The sequence below is a fragment of the Cellulomonas xylanilytica genome, from assembly GCF_007989805.1.
In the GTDB taxonomy this organism is placed as follows: Bacteria; Actinomycetota; Actinomycetes; order Actinomycetales; family Cellulomonadaceae; genus Cellulomonas; species Cellulomonas xylanilytica.
Genome location: NZ_BJUB01000008.1, coordinates 246,798 through 266,409 on the forward strand (window position 1 = coordinate 246,798; position 19,612 = coordinate 266,409).

Consider the following 19,612-nt stretch of genomic DNA (forward strand, 5'->3'; position numbering starts at 1 on the left):
CCGACGGCACCCGCCCGGCTCACTCGGACGCCTGGGCGGCCTTCTCGACCATCGCGTCGAGCTCGTCCTTGTGCGCGTCGATGAACTCCTGCTCGATGGCGAACTGCGCCTCGAGCGCCGCGCGTCCGGCCCCGGTGCTGTCCTGGCAGGTGCGGTCGGCCACGGCCGTCGCGATCTCCTGGTCGCGGATCTCCGCCAGCGCGGCCGCGTCCTGGGTGCCGGTCTCCTCGTCGTACGGGATCTCGTTGGTGAGGTTGTAGATGCTGTCCTGCGCCTCCTGCGGGTTGGCGAAGTCGTAACCCTCCTCCGCCATGCACTCGGCCCACTTCGCGTACGCCTGCGTCGTCCGCTCGTCGGTCTGCGCGTCCTGCCACAGCTCGTTCATCGCGTCGGTCAGGTCCTTGAACTCCGGGTCGTCCCAGATCTGGCCGGCCTCGTAGACCTCGTGCTGCGCCTTGCCCTGGCAGCCCGCGGTGGTCCAGTCGTACTCGGGGATGTCCTCCTCGGCCGTCTCCTCGTCGATCGGCTCCTCGGACATCGTCTGCGCGCCGTAGAGGGCCTCGTAGAACGCCTGCTGCTCGGTCTCGCTCATCGAGGCGACGTAGTCGGCGTTCGGGTCCACCCACTCCTCGCCCTCGGCGCCCTGGTTGATCGGCATGTCCTCGGACGTCGTGGCGCCGTAGCCGTACTGCTCGGCGAACTCGATCGAGTCCCACGCCGGCATGCCGTCGTCCTCCTCGTCGAAGCTCCTGCTCATCCCCGAGGTGTCCTGCGGCGTGTACTCGAAGCCCTCCTCCTGCATGCAGGCGGCAACGATCTCCTCCGACTCGGCCATCTGGGCGTCGTAGTCGGCCTGGTCCTGCGAGCCGCCGATCTTCTCCCAGTACTCCGCGAGCGGGCTGTCCTCGTACGTCAGCGTCGCGTCGTCCGACGGTCCGCCGCCGGAGCTGCAGCCGACGAGGAGCGCCAGGGCGACGGCCCCCGTGGCGATCGCGGTGGTGGTCGTCGTGAATCTCATCGTGGCGGGCCCTTTCGGCGCGGTGAAGTCACAGTCGCTCTCACTGGTGTCGCCCAGGACCATATCGGCCGAGGTCGGGCCAGAGATCATCCCTCAGGGTGATCTCCGGACCCGGTCGACCTGCCACCGGGCGCCCGCCCCTCCGCGGGCGCCCGGGGCTGTCCTCACGAGCGCGTCGTGCAGGTACCGAGGCTAGACAGCCGGGCTCCGGCGAACATCCACCGCAGGGTGCACAACCTTTTCGCCACGTCATACGTCAGTAGTGGGTGGCGTGACGGCCGCCCGGCCCCGCAGGGGGTCGTCAGGCGGCCGGGCCTGCCGCCGTCGCCACGAGGAAGGCCGGCGGACGCAGGCCAGCGTCCGCGAACGCGTCCGCGACGGACTGCGCCACCCGGTCCACCTCGTCGGCGGCGACCAGCGCGATCGCCGACCCGCCGAACCCGCCACCGGTCATCCGCGCGCCCGCGGCACCGGCCGCGCGCGCGGTGTCGACGACGAGGTCCAGCTCCCGCGACGACACCTCGTAGTCGTCCCGGAGCGAGGCGTGGGACGCGTTCATCAGCGTCCCGACGAGGCCGACCTCCCCGGCGTCGAGCAGCGCGACGAACCAGGTCACGCGGTCGATCTCGTTCACGACGTGCCGGACGCGGCGCACCTGCACCTCGTCGTCGAGCTTGTCGAGCGGCCACTCCAGCCCGCGGGGGTCGTCGGAGACCTCGCGGAGCGTGGCGACGCCGAGGCGTGCGGCTGCCGCCTCGCAGGAGGCGCGGCGGGCGGCGTACTGCCCGTCGACCAGGGCGTGCTCGGCGCGGGTGTCGACCACGAGGAGAGCCAGGTCGTGCGCCGCGAGGTCGAAGGGGACGTGCCGGACGGACCCGTCGAGGCAGTCGAGCAGGAGCGCGTGACCGCCCTGCGACCGCAGCGACGCCGCCTGGTCCATGCCGCCGGTGGGCGCCCCCGCGATCTCGTTCTCGGCGCGCACGCAGAGCGCTGCCAGGGTGGCGCGCCCCTCGTCGGACCCGGCGAGCCCCAGCGCGAACGCCGCGTCGAGCGCGACCGCGGTCGACGCCTCCAGCGCCGCGGACGACGACAGCCCGGCGCCGTAGGGGACGCACGAGTCGATCGCGACGTCGAACCCGGAGACGGCGTGACCGGCCTCCCGCAGCGCCCACGCCACCCCCACGACGTACCCGGCCCAGCCGTCGACCGTGCCGGGCGCGACGCCGGCGAGGTCGACGGTCCGCACCCCGGTGGGCTCCTGCGCGCTCACGAGCCGGACCACGTCGTCGTCACGACGGCGCAGCGCCACGTACGTCCGGTGCGGGAGGGCGATGGGCAGGCACAGGCCGCCGTTGTAGTCGGTGTGCTCCCCGATGAGGTTGACCCGGCCGGGTGCCGACCAGGTGCCGTCCGGCTCGGCCTCGAACCGGCCCGCGAACAGGCCGCGGACCCGGTCGGCGCCCTCCTGCTCGGTCCAGGCGTCCAGCCACGTCACGTCGGCGCTCATGCCAGCTCCTGCAGTCGGGTCGCGATGCGCTCGGGGGTGGTGTCGCTGATCCAGGCGCCCATGCCGGACTCGACGCCGGCCAGGTACTTGAGCTTGCCGGGCGCCCGCAGGACCGAGAACAGCTGCAGGTGCAGGCGCGAGACGTCCCGGCCCTCGCGCGTCGGCGCCTGGTGCCAGCCGGAGATGTACGGCAGCGGGATGGCCTCGCCGTCGGGGCCGACGAAGAACCGGTCGAGCCGCTGCAGCAGCGCCAGGTAGACGGTCGACAGGTCGTCGCGCTCGGCGTCGGTGAGCGCCGGCAGGTCGGGCACGTCGCGGCGTGGGGCCAGGTGCACCTCGACGGGCCAGCGGGCCGCGAACGGCACGTAGGCCACCCAGTGCTCCGACTCCAGCACGATCCGCTCGCCGTGCGCCAGCTCCGCGTCGAGCACGTCCCGGCCGAGCAGCCGGCCGGTCCGCTCGTGGTGGGCCCTGGCCTGGGCGAGCATCGTCGTCGTCTTCGGCGTGACGTACGGGAACGCGTAGATCTGGCCGTGCGGGTGGTGCAGCGTGACTCCGATCTCCTTGCCGCGGTTCTCGAACACGAACACCTGCTCGATGCCGGGCAGCGCGCTCAACGCCTCGGTCCGCTGCGTCCAGGCCTCGACGATCGTGCGCATCCGGCGCGGCGTCACCGTGCTCAGCGACGCGGTCGAGTCCGCCGAGAAGCAGATGACCTCGCACCGGCCGGCAGCGGGCCGGACGGTCCAGAGCGGCTCGCCGTCGCGCTGCACGGGCGCGTCCGGCACCCCCGGGACCGCGAGCAGCGACGGGAAGCGGTTCTCGAAGACGACGACGTCGTAGTCCTCCGCCGGGATCTCGCCGTCCTGGTAGACGGCGCCCGGCTTGGCGGGGGCGAGCGGGTTGGCGTCCGCCGGCGGCAGGAACGTGCGGTTCATCCGGTGCGCGGCCATGGGGATCCACTCGCCCGTGAGCGGGTCGCGACGCAGCTCCGGACCGGTCACCGGGCGGGGCACGCCCTCGGCGTCGGGCACGGGGGCGAACCGGTCCGCCAGCGGGCGCGCGTCCGTCAGGGTGCGGGTGGCGCCACCGGAGACGTACGGCTCGGAGTCGTCGAAGTAGATCAGCTCCCGGCCGTCGGCCAGGGTGGTCGGGGTCATGCGCACGGTCGCGGTCACGAGGTGCCTCCAGGGGTGGTGACCAGGCGGAGGGCGGCGCCGGTCAGGTGTCGTCGGGCGTCGGCGGGCAGGGCGTCGTCGGTGAGCAGGGTGTCGACGTCGTCGAGGGGCGCGATGCGGGCCAGGCCGACGACGCCCCACTTGGTGTGGTCGGCGAGCACGGTGGTCGCGGCGGCGCACGCCATGAGCGCGCGGTCGGTGGCGGCCTCGGCGAGGTTGGGGGTGGTCAGACCGCTGGCGTCCATGCCGTGCACGCCGAGGTACGTGCGGTCGACGCGCAGGCTCGCCAGCGTCGCGTCCGCGACGGGCCCGACGAGCGCGTCCGACGGGGTGCGGACCCCGCCGGTGAGGATGACCTCGACCCCGGCGGCTCCGTCCAGCGCGTCGGCGATGCGCAGCCCGTTGGTGACGACCGTCAGCGGCCCGATGCCGGCGGTCGCGAGCAGCTCCGCCAGCAGGTACGTGGTCGTGCCGGCGGACAGGGCGACGGCCTGCCCGGGCTCGACGGTGGCCAGCGCGGCGCGCGCGATCGCCGCCTTCTCGGCGCCGGCCCACGACCGCTTGGCGTCGAAGCCCGGCTCGTCGGTGGGCCGCCCGGGCGCGTCCGGGGCGACGGCGCCCCCGTGCACCCGGCGGACCAGGCCAGCGCGCGCGAGCTCGGCGATGTCGCGCCGGACGGTCATGTCCGAGACGTCGAGGCTCTCCACCAGGTCCGCGACGCGCGCGGCGCCCTCGGTACGCACGGCAGCCAGGATCCGCTCCTGACGCTGCGACGCAAGCACCCGAACACTCTCGCACGCAAACAAACAAACTTCAACACGCGCTGGGCGCTCACCTCACGCCGGCGCGTGCTCGACCGCACAGGCCGGCGACGTTCCGTCAGACGTCCGCACTCGTGCGTCCTCGAACCCACCGGAGTGCGGACGTCGGCGACGAGGTGGGCGTGACGTCCGCACTCGTGCGTGCTCCAACCCGCCGGAGTGCGGACGTCCGGAACGGGGTGAGCCTCGCGTCCGCACTCGTCCGTGCTTTGCCCGATGGAGTGGAGACGCTGCGTCAGCGGCCGGCCGGGGTGAGGCCCAGCGAGCGGCCCGCGAGGCCGCGGCGGCGGGCGGCGAGCGAGCGGGCGACGCCACGCAGCGCCTGGGCGGCGGGGGAGTCCGGTGCGCTCAGCACGACGGGCGTCCCGGCGTCGCCGGCCTCGCGCAGGCGCACGTCCAGCGGCACCTGCCCGAGCAGCGGGACGTCACCGCCCGTGAGGCGCGTGAGGTTGTCCGCGACGGTCTGGCCGCCGCCGGTGCCGAACACGTCGAGCCGCGAGCCGTCGGGCTGCTCGAGCCAGGACATGTTCTCGACGACGCCGACCACGTGCTGCCGGGTCTGCACGGCGACCGACCCGGCCCGCTCGGCGACCTCGGCGGCCGCGACCTGCGGCGTGGTCACGACGACGATCTCGGAGCTGGGCAGCAGCTGCGCCACGGAGATGGCGATGTCCCCGGTGCCGGGGGGCAGGTCGAGCAGGAGCACGTCGAGGTCGCCCCAGAAGACGTCCGCGAGGAACTGCTGCAGCGCGCGGTGCAGCATCGGCCCGCGCCACACCACCGGCTGCCCGGGCGGCACGAACATGCCGATGGAGACGACCAGCACGCCGAACGCCTCGGGGGGCAGCAGCATGTCGTCGACCCGGGTCGGCTGCCGCGTGACCCCGAGCATCCGGGGGATCGAGAAGCCGTAGATGTCCGCATCCACGATGCCGACCTTGAGACCGTCGGCGGCCATCGCGACCGCCAGGTTGGCCGTGACGGACGACTTGCCGACGCCGCCCTTCCCGGACGCGATCGCGTAGACCTTGGTCAGCGAGCCGGGTTGGGCGAACGGGATGACCGGCTCGGCGTCGGTGCCGCGCAGCATCGTGCGCAGCGCCGCGCGCTGGTCCGCCGACATGACGCCGAACACCACGGCGACGTCGTCGACGCCCTCGACGGTCGCCGCGGCGGTGCTGACGTCACGCGTCAGGGTGTCCTTGAGCGGGCAGCCGGGAGTCGTCAGGTCGATGCCGACGGTCGCGCGGGACCCGTCGACCTCCACGGAGCGGACCATCCCCAGGTCGGTGATCGGGCGCTTGATCTCCGGGTCGAGGACGCGGGTGAGCGCCTCGCGGATGGCGTCGATCAGGGGGTCGGTGGGGTCAGGCATGGGCCCATCGTAAGGTCGCGCCGGACCTAGCCCCGCTGCCCCTTGCGTCCGCGCTCGGGCGCCTCCGGGTCCTTGTCGGCGTCGTGCTCGCGCTCGGCGGACAGGTCCTCGAGCAGGTTGCGCAGCTCGGAGCGGACGAAGTCGCGGGTGGCCACCTCGGACAGCGCGATGCGCAGCGCCGCCATCTCGCGGGCGAGGAACTCGGTGTCCGCGAGGTTGCGCTCCGAGCGCTGGCGGTCCTGCTCGGCCTGCACCCGGTCCCGGTCGGTCTGCCGGTTCTGCGCGAGCAGGATCAGCGGAGCCGCGTAGGACGCCTGCAGGGAGAGCATGAGGGTCAGGGCGGTGAACCCGCGGGCCGCCGAGTCGAACCGCATCTCGGGCGGCGCCCAGACGTTCCACGCGATCCAGACGAGGCAGAAGACCGTCAGGTAGATGATGAACCGCGGGGTGCCCAGGAACCGGGCGATGCTCTCCGAGACCTTGCCCGACGCGTCCTCGTCGAGCTGCGGCCGGCGGATGAAGCGGCGGCGCGTCTCCAGCGGCGTGTCCAGGCGGTCAGCCACGGCTCACCCCCGGCCGCGTGATGCCGAGGACGCTGGTGTCCCGGAAGTTGCCCTCGTCGTCGGTCTCGCGCCAGTCCTCGGGCAGCAGGTGGTCCAGGACGTCGTCGACGGAGACCACGCCGAGCAGGCGCTTCTCGGCGTCGACGACCGGCAGCGCCAGCAGGTTGTACGTGGCGAGGTTGCGGGTCACCGCCAGCAGCGGGGCGTCGACGGGGATGGACTCGATGTCCGTGTCGACGATCGAGCCGATCGCCTCGTGCGGCGGCTCGCGCAGCAGCCGCTGCAGGTGCACGACCCCGATGAACCGACCGGTCGGGGTCTCCAGCGGCGGGCGCGCGACGAACACCATCGACGCCAGCGCGGGCGTGAGGTCCTGCCGGCGCACGTGCGCCAGGGCGGCGGCGATGGGGGTCTCCGGCCCGAGGATCACCGGCTCCGTGGTCATCAGACCGCCCGCGGTGTTGTCCTCGTACGCGAGCAGGCGCCGGACGTCCTTGGCCTCGTCGGGCTCCATCAGCTCGAGCAGCTCGGCCGCCTGCTCGTCGGGGAGCTCACCGAGCAGGTCGGCGGCGTCGTCGGGCTGCATCGCCTCCAGCACGTCGGCCGCGCGCGTCAGGGCCAGGCCCTGCAGGATGCCCACCTGGTCGTCCTCGGGCAGCTCCTCCAGGACGTCGGCCAGCCGCTCGTTGTCCAGCGCGCTGGCCACCTCCAGCCGTCGGGTCAGGCCGAGGTCGTGCAGGACGTCCGCCAGGTCGGCGGGCTTGAGGTCCTCGTACTGCGCGAGCAGCAGCTCCGCGCCCTGGGCGGCGCTGGCCTGACCCAGCCCGGTGACCTCGTCGACCGACACCAGCAGCGTCTCGCCGCGCCGCCGCAGGATGCCCGAGCGGCCCGAGGGGTTGCGGCGGACGAAGACCTTGGAGACCACCCAGTCGCCGTTGCGCTGCAGCTCGATGGCGACGTCCTCGATGGTCGCCTGGCCCGACCCGTCGACGAACTCGACGGTGCGGTCCAGCAGCTCGCCCACCGCGAGGGTCTCGAAGGCGCGCTGCTCGAACCGGCGCATGTTCACCAGGCCGGTCGAGATGACCTGCCCGGAGTCGATGGCGGTGACCCGCGTGAGCGGCAGGAACACGCGCCGGCGTGCGGCCACCTCGACGACGAGCCCGACGGCGCGGGGCAGCCCTTTGGGGCGCACCAGCACGACGACGTCACGCACCCGCCCCACCTGGTCACCGAGGGGGTCGAACACGTTGGTCCCGGCAAGGCGCGCGACGAACACCCTGGTCCCGACGCTGCTCACGCCGGTCAGCCTAGACCGGCCGCGCGCCACGGGCCGCCGCCCCGCCCAGTGTTCAGCCACCCGTCACCCGTCGCTCCGGGTCTGGCGATCCGTTCGGGGCTGGGGGAGGATCGCGGCATGTCGATCTCCGGTAACGCCCGCCCCCCGCGCACACCCACGCCGCCGCAGGGTGAGACGGTCGCCTCCTACGCCACGTACCTCGAGGCGCAGAAGGCCGTCGACCACCTCGCGGACAACGCGTTCGCGGTGCAGCTGGTGACGATCGTCGGCACCGACCTGAAGATGGTGGAACGCGTCACCGGACGCCTCTCCTACCCCCGGGTCGCCCTCGGCGGGTTCCTGTCCGGTGCCTGGTTCGGCCTCTTCGTGGGGCTCCTGCTCAGCCTCTTCACCACTCCCGGCGCGCAGAGCCCGCTGGTGCCCGCGATCTTCATCGGTGGCGCCTTCGGCCTGCTGTTCGCGATCCTCACGTACTCGTTCTCCCGCGGGAAGCGGGACTTCACGTCGACCAGCCAGATCGTCGCGTCGTCCTACGCGGTGCTGTGCCGGCAGGAGCAGGCGCACAAGGCGCGCGAGCTCCTGCGCGAGATCGGTGGCGTCCAGTCGGGCTGGCCAGCGCGGCCGCCGGCCCCCCTCACCACCACAAGCCCGTCGGATCCGTCGGGTGCGTACCCACCGGCTGCGGGCTCCCAGCCGTGGGGCTCGCCGAGCGTGCCGCCGCCTCCGCCGCCCGGACCACCCGCTCCGCCGAGCGGACCGCCTGCCGACCAGCCCGGGCAGCCCGGGCCGTCGTCCGCGCCTCCCGCCGGGCCGCCGACCGCGCCCTGAGGCGCTCGCGGAACGTCGGGGCGGGCTCCTCCTGCGGGCCGTCGGCCGTGCCGCCGTCGATCAGACGGAGGGTCGCTGCCCTCGAGAACAGCAGTGCGAGGTTCGGGTCCATGTCTGCCTCCTGTGTCGGGATGTCCCTTCACACGAGGTGACGCCGACCGGTGACCCCGATCGACACCCTCAGCGGTCGAGCAGCCCCGCCATCCACGCCTCGATGGCGTCCGGCTCGCGGGGCAGCGCGGCGGACAGGTTCTCGTTGCCGTCCGCGGTGACCAGCACGTCGTCCTCGATCCGCACGCCGATGCCGCGGTACTCCGCCGGGACCAGCAGGTCGTCCGACTTGAAGTAGAGGCCCGGCTCGATGGTGAACACCATGCCGGGCTCGAGGATCCCGTCGAGGTACAGCTCGGCCCGCGCCTGCGCGCAGTCGTGCACGTCGAGGCCCAGGTGGTGGCTGGTGCCGTGCACCATCCACCGGCGGTGGTGCTGGTTCTCGGGCAGCAGCGCCTCCTCGGCAGGGACGGGCAGCAGCCCCCACTCCTCGAGCCGTTCGGCGATGACCTTCATCGCGGCCGCGTGGACGTCGCGGAACCGGGCGCCCGGCACCGCGGCGACGAACGCGGCGTCGGCCGCGTCGAGGACGGCCTGGTAGATGCGGCGCTGGACCTCCGTGAACGTCCCGTCGACGGGCAGGGTGCGCGTGACGTCGGCGGTGTAGAGGGAGTCGACCTCGACCCCGGCGTCGACGAGCACCAGCTCACCGGCGAGCACCTGACCGTCGTTGTCCGTCCAGTGCAGCGTCGTGGCGTGCTCGCCGGACGCGGCGATCGTCTCGTAGCCGACGGCGTTGCCCTCCTGGCGGGCGTGGCCGATGAACGTGCCCTCGATGACCCGCTCGCCCCGACGGTGCGCGATCGCGTCGGGGAGCGCGCGCACGATCTTCTCGAAGCCGTCGATCGTGGTCTCCACCGCGAGGCGCATCTGCTCGATCTCGTGCGCGTCCTTGACCAGCCGGAGCTCGGAGAGCGCCTCCGCCAGCTTCTCGTCGCGCTGCCCGGCCGCCTCGGTGGCCCGGATCTCCTCGACGAGCTCCTCGATCGCCTCGTCCACGTCGGGGACCACCCGCACCTGCACGCCGTCGGCACCGACGTCCTTGGCCAGGGCGTCGCGCAGGTCGTCGACGTGCGCCGTCCGGACCCCGGTGAGGTTCTCCAGGTCCTCGAGCGTGGGACGCGCGCCGACCCAGAACTCGCCGTACCGGGCGTCGGAGAAGAACTCCTCGGAGTCCCGGCCGGCCAGCGGGCGGATGTAGAGGACGGCGCGGTGGCCGCTCCCGTCGTCGCCCGTGCCGTCCTCGACCGGGTGCAGGACGAGGACGGCGTCCGGCTCCTGCTCCGACCCGAGCCCGGTGAGGTGCGCGAAGGCGGAGTGCGGGCGGAAGCGGTAGTCGGTGTCGTTGGACCGCGGCTTGAACGTGCCGGCGGGGATGACGAGCCGCTCGCCCGGGAACTGCGCCGAGATCGCCGACCGACGGGCGGCGGTGTGGTCGGCGGCCGGGCTCCGGCCGAGGCTCGACGGCGGGCGCTCGCCCCAGCCGGAGGTGATGAACCGGACGAACTCGGCCGAGCCCGGGCGCTGCGAGCGGTTGCTGCCGCGGTCGGCCAACGGCTGCTCGGTGGTGGTCTCGGGCGTCAGGTCCTCACTCATGCCGACATCCTCGCACCCGGCTGGACGGACGCGGCTGAGCGTGCGGCTACCGTGAGGCCGTGCGCATCGACCTCCACACCCACTCGACGGCGTCGGACGGGACCGATGCCCCCGCGCAGGTGGTGGCGGACGCGGCCGCGGCCGGGCTCGACGTGCTGGCCCTCACGGACCACGACACGACCGCGGGCTGGGACGAGGCCGCCGATGCAGCCCGGGCGCTCGGGATCGCGCTGGTGCGGGGCACCGAGGTCTCGGCGCGCGCCCACGGGATCAGCATCCACCTGCTGTCCTACCTGCAGGACCCCACCCACCCGGCGCTCACGGCGGAGCTGGACAAGACCCGCGACGCGCGCCTGCACCGGGCGCAGGCGATCGTGGAGCTGCTCGCGGTCGACGTGCCGATCACGTGGGACGACGTGCTGGAGCACTCCCGCGACGCCGTGGTCGTGGGCCGCCCGCACATCGCCGACGCGCTGGTCTCCCGCGGCGTCGTGCCGGACCGGGACACCGCGTTCCGGCACCTGCTGTCCGCCGCCGGGCCCTATCACGTGCCGCACTACGCCCCCGACGGGCCCGACGCGGTGCGCGCGATCCGGGCGGCCGGCGGGGTGCCCGTGTTCGCCCACCCCGGCGCCGATGCCCGCGGCCGGATCGTCCCCGACCGCGTCTTCGACCGCCTCGCCGCGGCCGGTCTGGGCGGCATCGAGGTGGACCACCGCGACCACTCGCCGGCGCAGCGAAAGCGGCTGACCGCGATCGCGGACCGGCTGGGGCTGCTGGTGACCGGGTCGAGCGACTACCACGGCGCCGGCAAGGCGAACCGCCTGGGGGAGAACCTGACCGCGCCCGAGGTGCTCGCCGCGATCGAGGACCAGGGGACGACGGAGGTGGTCCGGCCGTGAGCGGCTTCTTCGACGCGTACCTGTTCGCGTCCGTGTTCATCACGCTGTTCGTGATCATGGACCCACCGGGCGTGGTGCCGATCTTCCTCGGTCTGACGGGGGCGATGACGCGGCAGCAGCGCAACCGTGCCGCTCGCCAGGCGGTGCTCGTCGCGCTCGGCGTGATCGTGGCGTTCGCGCTGTTCGGTCAGTCGCTCCTCGACTACATGCACATCACGCTGCCCGCCCTGCAGGCGTCCGGCGGGCTGCTCCTGCTGCTCATCGCCATGGAGCTGCTGACCGGCAAGATGGAGGAGCCGCAGCCGTCGGGGAACGGGAAGGTCAACGTGGCCCTGGTGCCGCTGGGCACGCCGCTGCTGGCCGGCCCCGGTGCCATCGTCGCGACCATGGTCTTCGTCCAGCAGTCCGACAAGACCCTGCCGGACTGGACCGCCATCGCCGCCGGGGTGGTCGCGGTGCACGTGGCGCTCTACCTGGCCATGCGGTTCGCGAACGTCATCCACCGCGTCCTGGGCGACTCCGGCACCATCCTGGTGACCCGGATCGCCGGCCTCCTGCTCGCCGCCATCGCGGTGCAGCTGGTCGCCGACGCCGTCGAGGCCTTCATCAAGGCCGCCTGACCCGTGGGAGCTGTGCTCGGCTCGCGCGTCGACCTCGTGGCGGTCCCCGGCGGGACGGTCGTGCTCCGGGACGCGCGTACCGGCTCGAGCCGCGAGGTCCGGCTCGACCCCTTCTCCCTCGCCACCACGCCCGTGACGGTGGAGGGCGGGGACCGCCCGATGCACCCGGTGACGTGGTTCGACGCGGTGCGGTGGTGCAACACCGCCTCGCTCGCCGGCGGGCTCGTGCCCGCGTACGTGCTCGCCGACGGGGAGGTGATCTGGCTCGTCCACGCGGACGGGTACCGGCTGCCGACCGAGGCCGAGTGGGAGTGGGCGTGCCGTGCGGGGACCACCTCCCCGACCTACGGACCGCTGGCGGAGATCGCCTGGACCGCGTCCGACGAGGTCGACGGACCACAGCCTGTCGCGCGGAAGGCCGCCAACGCCTACGGCCTGTTCGACATGCTCGGCAACGTGTGGGAGTGGGTCTGGGACTACGCCGACACCGCGCGGTACGCCGACTACCGCACGTTGCGCGGCGGCGGCTGGGCGGACCGGCCGTGGAGCTGCCGTGCCTCCGTGCGCCGCGGCAGTGCGCCGGGCGCAGTGCTGGAGGACGTCGGCTTCCGCGTGGCGCGCGGTGGCGTCGGCGCGGACGGTTCCGACGAGGCGCAGGGGTGGTCGGCCGCGGCCGACCTGTCCCGGGCCAGCCTCCCGGGGCCCGTCCCGTTCGGATGGACGCCGCTCGGGACCCCGGTGCCCCGCCGCGACCGCCGCGACGACGGGCGCTGACCGGCAGCCTCGACGCCGGACGGGGTGCGAGCTCCGCTGAGCCCGCACCCCGTCCTGTCCGTGCTTCTGGTCCTGCTCAGCCCTCGGTGGCCGGCGCCTGCGGAGCGCCGCCGCCCTCGGCCGGCTGGCCGCTGCGCGTGCGGCGACGGCTGCGGCTCCGGCGCGCGCCGCCGGTCGAGGCCCCGTCGGCGCCCTGGTCGGCGGACGGTCCGTTCGCCGGCGCCTCGGCCGAGGGCGTCGTGTTCTCGGCACCGGCCTCGCCGCGACCTCGTCCACGCCCGCCACGACGGCGGCGGGTGCCACCCTCACGGGGCTCGCCGGTCTCGTCGGTGGGGCGCTCGGACCGCTGCTCGGACGTCTGCGGTGCGGAGGTGCGCGCCGCCGACCCGCCCCGCGAGTCGGTCCGCGAGTCGCTGCCGCGCCGCGAGTCGCCGCCGCGGTTGCCGCGGATCTGGTCGGAGTGCGAGCCGGTCGGGCGCCCGCCACCACGCTTGCCGGTCTCACCGAGGTCCTCGAGCTTCTCGGCGCCCAGGCCCTCACGGGTCTGCTGCGCCTTGGGCAGACGGCCCTTGGTGCCCTCGGGGATGTCGAGGTCCTCGTAGACGTGCGCCGAGGAGGAGTACGACTCGATGGGCTCGGGGATGCCCAGACCGAGCGCCTTGTCGATCAGGCCCCAGCGCGGGATGTCGTCCCAGTCGACGAACGTGACCGCGGTGCCCTTGGCGCCCGCGCGGCCGGTGCGGCCGGTGCGGTGCAGGTAGGTCTTCTCGTCCTCGGGGCACTGGTAGTTGATGACGTGCGTGACGGCCTCGACGTCGATGCCACGGGCGGCCACGTCGGTGGCGACCAGGACGTCGACCTTGCCGTGGCGGAACGCGCGCAGCGCCTGCTCACGGGCACCCTGGCCGAGGTCGCCGTGCAGCGCCCCGGCGGCGAAGCCGCGCTCGACCAGGTCGTCGGCCACCTTCGCGGCGGTGCGCTTGGTGCGCGCGAACACGATGGTCAGGCCACGGTCGCGGGCCTGCAGGATGCGGGCCAGCATCTCGACCTTGTCCAGCGCGTGCGCCCGGTAGACGACCTGCTTGATGTTCTTGACGGTCTGGCCGTCGTCGTCCGGGTCGGCCGCGCGGATGTGCGTCGGCTGCGTCATGTAGCGGCGGGCCATCGCGACGACGGCGCCGGGCATCGTGGCCGAGAAGAGCATGGTGTGGCGGCTCGCCGGGGTGGCCGCGAGCAGCGTCTCGACGTCGGGCAGGAAGCCGAGGTCGAGCATCTCGTCGGCCTCGTCGAGCACGACCGCCTTGACGTGCGAGAGGTCCAGGTGGCGCTGCTTGAGCAGGTCGATCATGCGGCCCGGCGTCCCCACGACCACGTCGACGCCCTTGTTCAGCGCGTCGATCTGCGGCTCGTAGGCGCGGCCGCCGTACACCTGCAGCACGCGGACCTTGCGGCGCGAGCTGGCGGTGGCCAGGTCGCCGGCCACCTGGACGGCGAGCTCACGCGTCGGGACGACGACGAGGGCCTGCGGCTTGCCGGCGTGGGGCAGCTGGTCGTAGCCCTCCTCGCCCGGGGCGACCACGCGGTGCAGCAGCGGGACGCCGAAGCCGAGGGTCTTGCCGGTACCCGTCTTCGCCTGGCCGATGATGTCGTGGCCGGACAGCGCGACCGGCAGCGTCATCGCCTGGATGGGGAACGGGTGCGTGATGCCGGCGTCGGCCAGCGCCTGGACGATCTCGGGGCGGACGTCGAAGTCGGCGAACGACGCCTCGACGGCCTGCACGGAGGACCAGGTGTTCTTCAGGGGACGGGTCATGGGCTCGGCCAGAGCAGAGACCTGCTCCGGCGTCTCGTCGGTGGTGGTCACGAGGACTCTTCACTGCGAAGGGTGGTGTGCCGCGCGCTGCCGGGGCCGACGGGTGTCGGAGCGTCCCGGGCGACAGCGGAGTTCACCACGCGGGTTGGCCGGCAGCCGATCGTGCAAGTCGACTCGCGCGCGTCGTCCGGACGGGTCCGGGGCTGCGCGAGAATAAGTCTGATCGTCGAACCAACGGGGATTCCTAGACGACCGGGCAACCGAATTACCTGCACAGTCTATCCGACGACCCCGGCAGGCCGGTCGCCGCCCCGCCGGGGCTACGATCCTCGGATGACGACGACGCGTGCCGAGGCCATTCCCGAGGTGGGCACCCTGGAGCACTCGGACGCCCTCGAGCTCCTCGGACTCGTCGCACAGCTCGAGCACGTGGCCTTCGCCCGGCTCGCCGCCGACGCCGCGCTGGCCCCCACCATCGAGCAGCGCCTCGAGCTCAGCCGGTTCGCGGCCGGTGCCGTCGAGCGCCGGGACCGGGTCCTGGCCCGCATCACCGAGATCGGCGGGGACCCCGTCGCGGCCGTCCGCCAGTACGACGACGTGCTCGACGACTTCGACGCCCGCACGCAGCCCGGCTCGTGGTGGGAGCGGCTCCTCAAGGCCTACGTCGGGTACGGCGTCGCCGACGACTTCTGCCGCCTCGCCGCCGAGGGGCTCGACGCCGGCTCGCGCGCAGTCGTGCTCGAGGTGCTCGACGACGCCTCGCACGCCGAGCTCGCGGTCGCCGAGCTGGACGCCGCCGGGTCGGCGGACGGCGTGCTCACCGCCCGCCTCGCCCTGTGGGGCCGTCGCCTGGTCGGTGAGGCGCTCGGTGTGGTCCAGCGGCTCCTGGTGCAGCGGCCCGCCCTGGTGCGCCTGGTCTCCGTCGGTGCCGCCGGCGCCCCGGACGCCGCACCGCCGAACGCGCCCGCCAAGCTCTTCGGTGAGCTCACGGCCCAGCACACGCGTCGGATGAGCCGCCTCGGCCTCACCGCCTGACGGCACGACCTTACGACCTCACGACGAAGCCCCGCACGGATCCGTGCGGGGCTTCGTCGTGCGCGCTCAGATGTTGCCGAAGCCGACGCGACCCTTCGACTCGGAGCCGATCTCGACATAGCCGAGGCTCGCGGTCGGCACGATGACCCGACGGCCACGCACGTCCACCAGCTCCAGTGCCGGCCGTCCGCTCAGGGCGGCGGCCACGGCGGCAGCGACCTCGTCCGGCGTCTGGTCGGACTCGAGGCTGATCTCCCGAGGCAGGTTCTGCACGCCGATGGTGATCTCCACCGTCATCTCCTTCACGTCCTCACTCCACGCTGTGGTTCTCGGTGGTTCGTTTCCGGGGTGCCGCAGCCGGTGGGCGGTGGCACGTCGTCCGATCCTAGGCGTCCTCGTACTCGAAGTCGGGCCGGATCAACGCGGACACCCCGCCCCAGGCCAGCTGGGTGACCAGCTCGATGGTGCGTTCGGGCCCCACGTCCGACGGCTGGCGCAGGCGGTGGGTCGCGGCGCCCTGCGCCATCGCGATCAGCGAGACGGACAGCATGCTCGCGTCGTCCAGCGACAAGGCCGTGACCTGCGACAGGACCACCGAGATGCGCCGGGCGGCCTCGGAGGAGGCGTGCTCCACCCGGGCACGCACGTCGGCGTCGTGCGTGACGTCGGACTCGAACAGCAGCGCGGACGACTCTCCTGCGCCCTCGACGAACATGATGTACGCCTCGACGATCGCGGCGATGACGTCCCGCCCGTCCCCCCGGCGCACGGGTCCCTGCTCGATGCCGGACACCGCGGCGTCGACGGCGACCAGCAGATCGGCACCGTTCTGGTCGACGACCGCGAGGTAGAGGTCGAGCTTCGAGGGGAAGTGGCGGTACAGGACCGGCTTGCTGACCTCGGCACGCTCCGCGATGTCGTCCATGGAGACGTGGTGGAAGCCCTCGGAGGAGAAGAGCTCCTGGGCGATGCGCAGCACCTGGGCACGGCGTTCGTCGCGAGCCATCCGGGGGCTCCGAGCCCGCGGGGTCGAGTCCTCTGTCCCGTCCGTCATCCCGCGATGGTAGCCACGGCATGTGTCGGAGATGCGACGATGACCGAGTGACGACCCCGGAACCGCTGCGCACGGACGGGGGCCTGACCCGCGCGTCCCTGCGCCGGTCGGCCCCGCGTCGTCGACGCCGTGCGGCACCCGGGGGCCGTGCACTCCCGGCCCTCGTGGCGGTCGTGGGCCTCGCCGTCGGTGCCGGCAGCGCGCTGTGGGCTGCGGACGCCCCGCAGGCCGCCGGCGTGGTCGGCGCGGCGCTCGGCACCTCGTCGCCCGCACCGGCCGACGTCGTCGACCGGGTCGGCGCCCAGAGCCGGGGGTCCAGCGGGCGTGAGCCGCTCGTCCCCGAGCCGGTGGACGCGCCGGTCGGGATGCTCCCGTCGGAGCCGGCGCCCGGCATCGTCGCCCTGCCGCCCGGGCTCACCATCCAGGACGTGGAGGCGGGACTGCTCTCGCCCGAGGTGGTCGAGTCCGGCCTGGGCACGTTCAGTGTCGTCCCGGGCGTCGACCCCGGTCCCGGCACCGGTGCCGTCCGCACCGTGCGGGTCGAGGTGGAGGACGGTCTGGCCGTCGACGGGGCCGCCTTCGCGGCGACCGTCATGGCGACCCTGAACGACCCGCGCGGGTGGGGCGCCGACGGGTCGCTGTCGTTCGCACGGACCGACGGCGACGCCGAGCTGCGTGTGATGCTGGCCTCACCGACGGCGGTCGACGACCTGTGCGCGCCGCTGGACACGGTGGGTGAGTTCTCGTGCGGGACGAAGGGCCGGGCCGTCCTGAACCTGCGCCGGTGGGTGCTGGCGACGCAGGAGTACGGCGTCGACAAGACGGGCTACCGGCAGTACCTGGTCAACCACGAGGTCGGCCACCTGCTCGGGCACGGGCACGAGACCTGCCGCGGCGCCGGTCAGCCGGCTCCGCTGATGCAGCAGCAGAGCTACCGGGCGGCGCCCTGCGTGCCGAGCTCCTGGCCGTACCCGTAACGATCGCGCGCGTCCTTCGCGGGTCGTTCGCGGGTCCCTGCGGGTCGTGCGTCCCGGTGTCGGTGGCTCGTGATGGGATCGTCGCGTGACCGGCTCCCCGCATGCGCTGCGCCTCGTGCGCCCGGCGTTCGCGGACGTCCCGGAGCTCGGCGCCGGTGCGCTCGTGGAGCTCGACCCGGAGCAGGCGGCGGCCGTCGCGGCGACCGATCCCGCGGTGCTCGTGCTCGGCGCCCCGGGGACCGGCAAGACGACGGTCGCGCTCGAGGCGGTCGTCGCCGCGGTCGAGGGCGGCCTGTCACCGGAGGACGTGCTGGTCCTCTCGTCGGGCCGGCGGTCCGCGGCGGACCTGCGGGACCGGGTGTCCGCCCGGCTGCGCCGGACGTCGGGCCGGCCGCTCGTGCAGACCGCCGCCGCTGCGGCGTTCTCGGTGCTCCGGTCCCGGGCATCGCTCCTGGGTGACCCGGTCCCCACGCTCGTCTCCGGCGCCGAGCAGGACCTCCTCCTCGGTGACCTGCTCGCGGGGCACGCCGCCGGCGACGGTGTGCCGCTCGCGTGGCCGCCCGAGGTCCGGCCCGACGTGCTCGGCCTGCGCCCCTTCCGTGACGAGCTCCGGGACCTGCTGATGCGCGCGGCCGAGCGGGGACTGACCCCGGTCGACCTCGCCGCCCTCGCCGAGGAGCACGACCGGCCGGTGTGGGCCAGCGCGGCGCGGCTGTACGAGGAGTACCTCGACGTCGTGCAGCTGCGCGCCGGCACCCCCGACCTCGGTGCCCGGCTGGACCCCGCCGTCGTGGTCGACGAGGCCGCCCAGGCGCTGCTGACGTGGGACGACGAGGTGCCCGGGGCGGTCCGGCCCCGCTGGCGACTCGTCGTCGTCGACGACCACCAGGAGAGCACGTCGGCCACCGCCCGCCTGCTGCGGGTGCTCGCGGACGACGGGGCCCGGCTGCTGCTGCTGGCGGACCCGGACGCGGCCGTGCAGACCTTCCGGGGCGCGACGCCCTCGCTGGTCGGGCGCGCGGGGGTACGCGGGTCGGGCCCGGGCGAGCTCGGTGCCCGCACGATCGTGCTGCGGACAGCCTGGCGCCACGACGCCGGGCTGCGGTCCGTGGTCGGTCGGGTGGCCGAGCGCGTCGGTGCGGTCGGCGCCGTCCAGCACCGGCGCGCCGTCGCCGCGCGGCCCGGGGCCGGGGACGTGCGGGTCGCCGTGCTGCCGAGCACCGCGCAGGAGGCGGCGTTCGTGGCGCACACGCTGCGCAGCGCGCACGTCGAGCGCGGGCTGCCGTGGTCGCAGATGGCGGTCGTCGCCCGGTCGGGCGCCCAGGTGACCGCCCTGCGGCGCGCCCTGACCGGAGCCTCGGTGCCGGTGAGCGTGCTCGGCAGCGACGTGCCGCTGCGCGAGGAGCCGGCGGCGCGCCCGCTGCTGGACGCGATGCGCGTCTGCGTCGGCGCGGCAACCCTCGACGCCACCACCGCGGCGCGGCTGGCGTGCTCCCCGCTCGGTGGCCTCGACACGGTGGGGCTGCGGCGCGTGCGGCGGGCGCTGCGCAGCCACGAGCTGGCGCAGGGGGGCGGCCGGACCAGCGACGTGTTGCTCGTCGAGGCGCTCGGGTCGGACGACGCCCTGCAGGTGCCGGGGGCGCGGCCGGTCGCGCGACTGGCGCGGGTCCTCGCGGCCGGCCGCACGGCCGCGGCCCTGCCGGGCGCCGACGCGCAGACCGTCCTGTGGGCCCTGTGGAGCGCGGCCGAGCAGGCCGAGCCGTGGCGCCGTTCCGCGCTCGCCGGGGGAGCGGCGGGGGAGCGCGCCGACCGGGACCTGGACGCGGTGCTGGCGCTGTTCCGCGCAGCCGAGACGTTCGTGGACCGGATGCCACGATCGGCGCCCGCCGCGTTCGTCGACTGGCTGCAGGCCCAGGACCTGCCCTCCGACTCGCTGGCCGCACGGGCCCGCCGCGCGTCCGTGCAGGTGCTGACACCGGCCGGGGCCGCGGGCCGGGAGTGGGACCTCGTGGTCGTCGCCGGGGTGCAGGAGGGGGCGTGGCCGGACCTGCGGCTGCGCGACTCGCTGCTGGGTGCGCAGGCGCTGGTCGACCTCGTGGCGGGTCGCGCGACGCCCGCCGCCACGGACGACGCCGAGGCG

At 74.1% G+C, this 19,612-nt stretch carries 18 protein-coding genes; 7 read left to right on the plus strand and 11 right to left on the minus strand.

From position 1 onward, the window contains the following. Positions 1-19 precede the first annotated feature (19 nt). The 7 genes from CXY01_RS14100 to CXY01_RS14130 all read right to left on the minus strand — a co-directional run bounded on the left by CXY01_RS14100 (position 20) and on the right by CXY01_RS14130 (position 7,762). Positions 20-1,018, minus strand: coding sequence for a hypothetical protein (locus CXY01_RS14100; protein WP_146928046.1), 999 nt, complete (start codon positions 1,016-1,018; stop codon positions 20-22). Positions 1,019-1,319: 301 nt separating this feature from the next. Next, positions 1,320-2,525, minus strand: coding sequence for a galactokinase (gene galK / locus CXY01_RS14105; RefSeq protein ID WP_146928047.1), 1,206 nt, complete (start codon positions 2,523-2,525; stop codon positions 1,320-1,322). Further along, the gene (gene galT / locus CXY01_RS14110) at positions 2,522-3,685 is read right to left on the minus strand and encodes a galactose-1-phosphate uridylyltransferase (protein ID WP_146928048.1); all 1,164 of its coding nucleotides are present in this window, start codon (positions 3,683-3,685) and stop codon (positions 2,522-2,524) included. The genes galK and galT overlap by 4 nt, the downstream gene beginning before the upstream one ends. A 14-nt stretch (positions 3,686-3,699) precedes the next feature. After that, the gene (locus CXY01_RS14115) at positions 3,700-4,485 is read right to left on the minus strand and encodes a DeoR/GlpR family DNA-binding transcription regulator (RefSeq protein WP_146928049.1); all 786 of its coding nucleotides are present in this window, start codon (positions 4,483-4,485) and stop codon (positions 3,700-3,702) included. A 274-nt stretch (positions 4,486-4,759) separates the two neighbouring features. Then, a complete protein-coding gene (locus tag CXY01_RS14120; RefSeq protein ID WP_146928051.1) occupies positions 4,760-5,899 on the minus strand; it encodes an Mrp/NBP35 family ATP-binding protein in 1,140 nt (379 codons plus the stop codon). 26 nt (positions 5,900-5,925) lie between these two features. After that, positions 5,926-6,462, minus strand: a complete 537-nt coding sequence (locus tag CXY01_RS14125; RefSeq protein WP_146928053.1) for a DUF1003 domain-containing protein — start codon at positions 6,460-6,462, stop codon at positions 5,926-5,928. Continuing rightward, positions 6,455-7,762, minus strand: a complete 1,308-nt coding sequence (locus CXY01_RS14130) for a magnesium transporter MgtE N-terminal domain-containing protein (protein WP_146928055.1) — start codon at positions 7,760-7,762, stop codon at positions 6,455-6,457. The genes CXY01_RS14125 and CXY01_RS14130 overlap by 8 nt, the downstream gene beginning before the upstream one ends. Positions 7,763-7,879: 117 nt before the next feature. On the opposite strand from CXY01_RS14130, the gene CXY01_RS14135 reads away from it, so the two are divergent. After that, positions 7,880-8,590, plus strand: a complete 711-nt coding sequence (locus CXY01_RS14135) for a general stress protein (RefSeq protein ID WP_146928057.1) — start codon at positions 7,880-7,882, stop codon at positions 8,588-8,590. Positions 8,591-8,770: 180 nt separating this feature from the next. Here CXY01_RS14135 and CXY01_RS14140 read toward each other — a convergent pair whose 3' ends face one another. Then, entirely contained in the window at positions 8,771-10,297 is a 1,527-nt protein-coding gene (locus tag CXY01_RS14140; protein ID WP_146928060.1) for an aminopeptidase P family protein, read from the minus strand. A gap of 59 nt (positions 10,298-10,356) precedes the next feature. Here CXY01_RS14140 and CXY01_RS14145 point away from each other — a divergent pair, with 59 nt between their 5' ends. Genes CXY01_RS14145 through CXY01_RS14155 form a run of 3 tightly spaced genes read left to right on the plus strand, consistent with a single transcriptional unit; the run spans position 10,357 to position 12,593 of the window. Beyond that, on the plus strand, positions 10,357-11,199 hold the full coding sequence (locus CXY01_RS14145) for a PHP domain-containing protein (RefSeq protein ID WP_146928062.1): 843 nt from the start codon (positions 10,357-10,359) through the stop codon (positions 11,197-11,199). After that, complete coding sequence (locus CXY01_RS14150; RefSeq protein ID WP_146928064.1) at positions 11,196-11,819, plus strand: MarC family protein; 624 nt, start codon at positions 11,196-11,198, stop codon at positions 11,817-11,819. The genes CXY01_RS14145 and CXY01_RS14150 overlap by 4 nt, the downstream gene beginning before the upstream one ends. 3 nt (positions 11,820-11,822) lie before the next feature. Continuing rightward, positions 11,823-12,593, plus strand: coding sequence for a formylglycine-generating enzyme family protein (locus tag CXY01_RS14155; protein ID WP_246125358.1), 771 nt, complete (start codon positions 11,823-11,825; stop codon positions 12,591-12,593). A gap of 76 nt (positions 12,594-12,669) precedes the next feature. Here CXY01_RS14155 and CXY01_RS14160 read toward each other — a convergent pair whose 3' ends face one another. Continuing rightward, a complete protein-coding gene (locus tag CXY01_RS14160) occupies positions 12,670-14,406 on the minus strand; it encodes a DEAD/DEAH box helicase (RefSeq protein WP_146928115.1) in 1,737 nt (578 codons plus the stop codon). Between the two features lie 333 nt (positions 14,407-14,739). Here CXY01_RS14160 and CXY01_RS14165 point away from each other — a divergent pair, with 333 nt between their 5' ends. After that, entirely contained in the window at positions 14,740-15,441 is a 702-nt protein-coding gene (locus tag CXY01_RS14165) for a ferritin-like fold-containing protein (protein ID WP_146928066.1), read from the plus strand. A gap of 66 nt (positions 15,442-15,507) precedes the next feature. On the opposite strand, the gene CXY01_RS14170 is transcribed toward CXY01_RS14165, so the two are convergent. Together CXY01_RS14170 and CXY01_RS14175 are read right to left on the minus strand one after the other, a co-directional pair. Continuing rightward, a complete protein-coding gene (locus tag CXY01_RS14170) occupies positions 15,508-15,732 on the minus strand; it encodes a DUF3107 domain-containing protein (protein ID WP_055915598.1) in 225 nt (74 codons plus the stop codon). A gap of 94 nt (positions 15,733-15,826) precedes the next feature. Next, positions 15,827-16,495, minus strand: a complete 669-nt coding sequence (locus CXY01_RS14175; protein ID WP_146928068.1) for a TetR/AcrR family transcriptional regulator — start codon at positions 16,493-16,495, stop codon at positions 15,827-15,829. A gap of 47 nt (positions 16,496-16,542) precedes the next feature. On the opposite strand from CXY01_RS14175, the gene CXY01_RS21055 reads away from it, so the two are divergent. Further along, positions 16,543-17,472, plus strand: a complete 930-nt coding sequence (locus tag CXY01_RS21055; RefSeq protein WP_246125360.1) for a DUF3152 domain-containing protein — start codon at positions 16,543-16,545, stop codon at positions 17,470-17,472. Positions 17,473-17,557: 85 nt separating this feature from the next. Further along, on the plus strand, positions 17,558-19,612 hold a 2,055-nt coding region (locus CXY01_RS14185; RefSeq protein ID WP_146928072.1), incomplete at its 3' end, for an ATP-dependent helicase.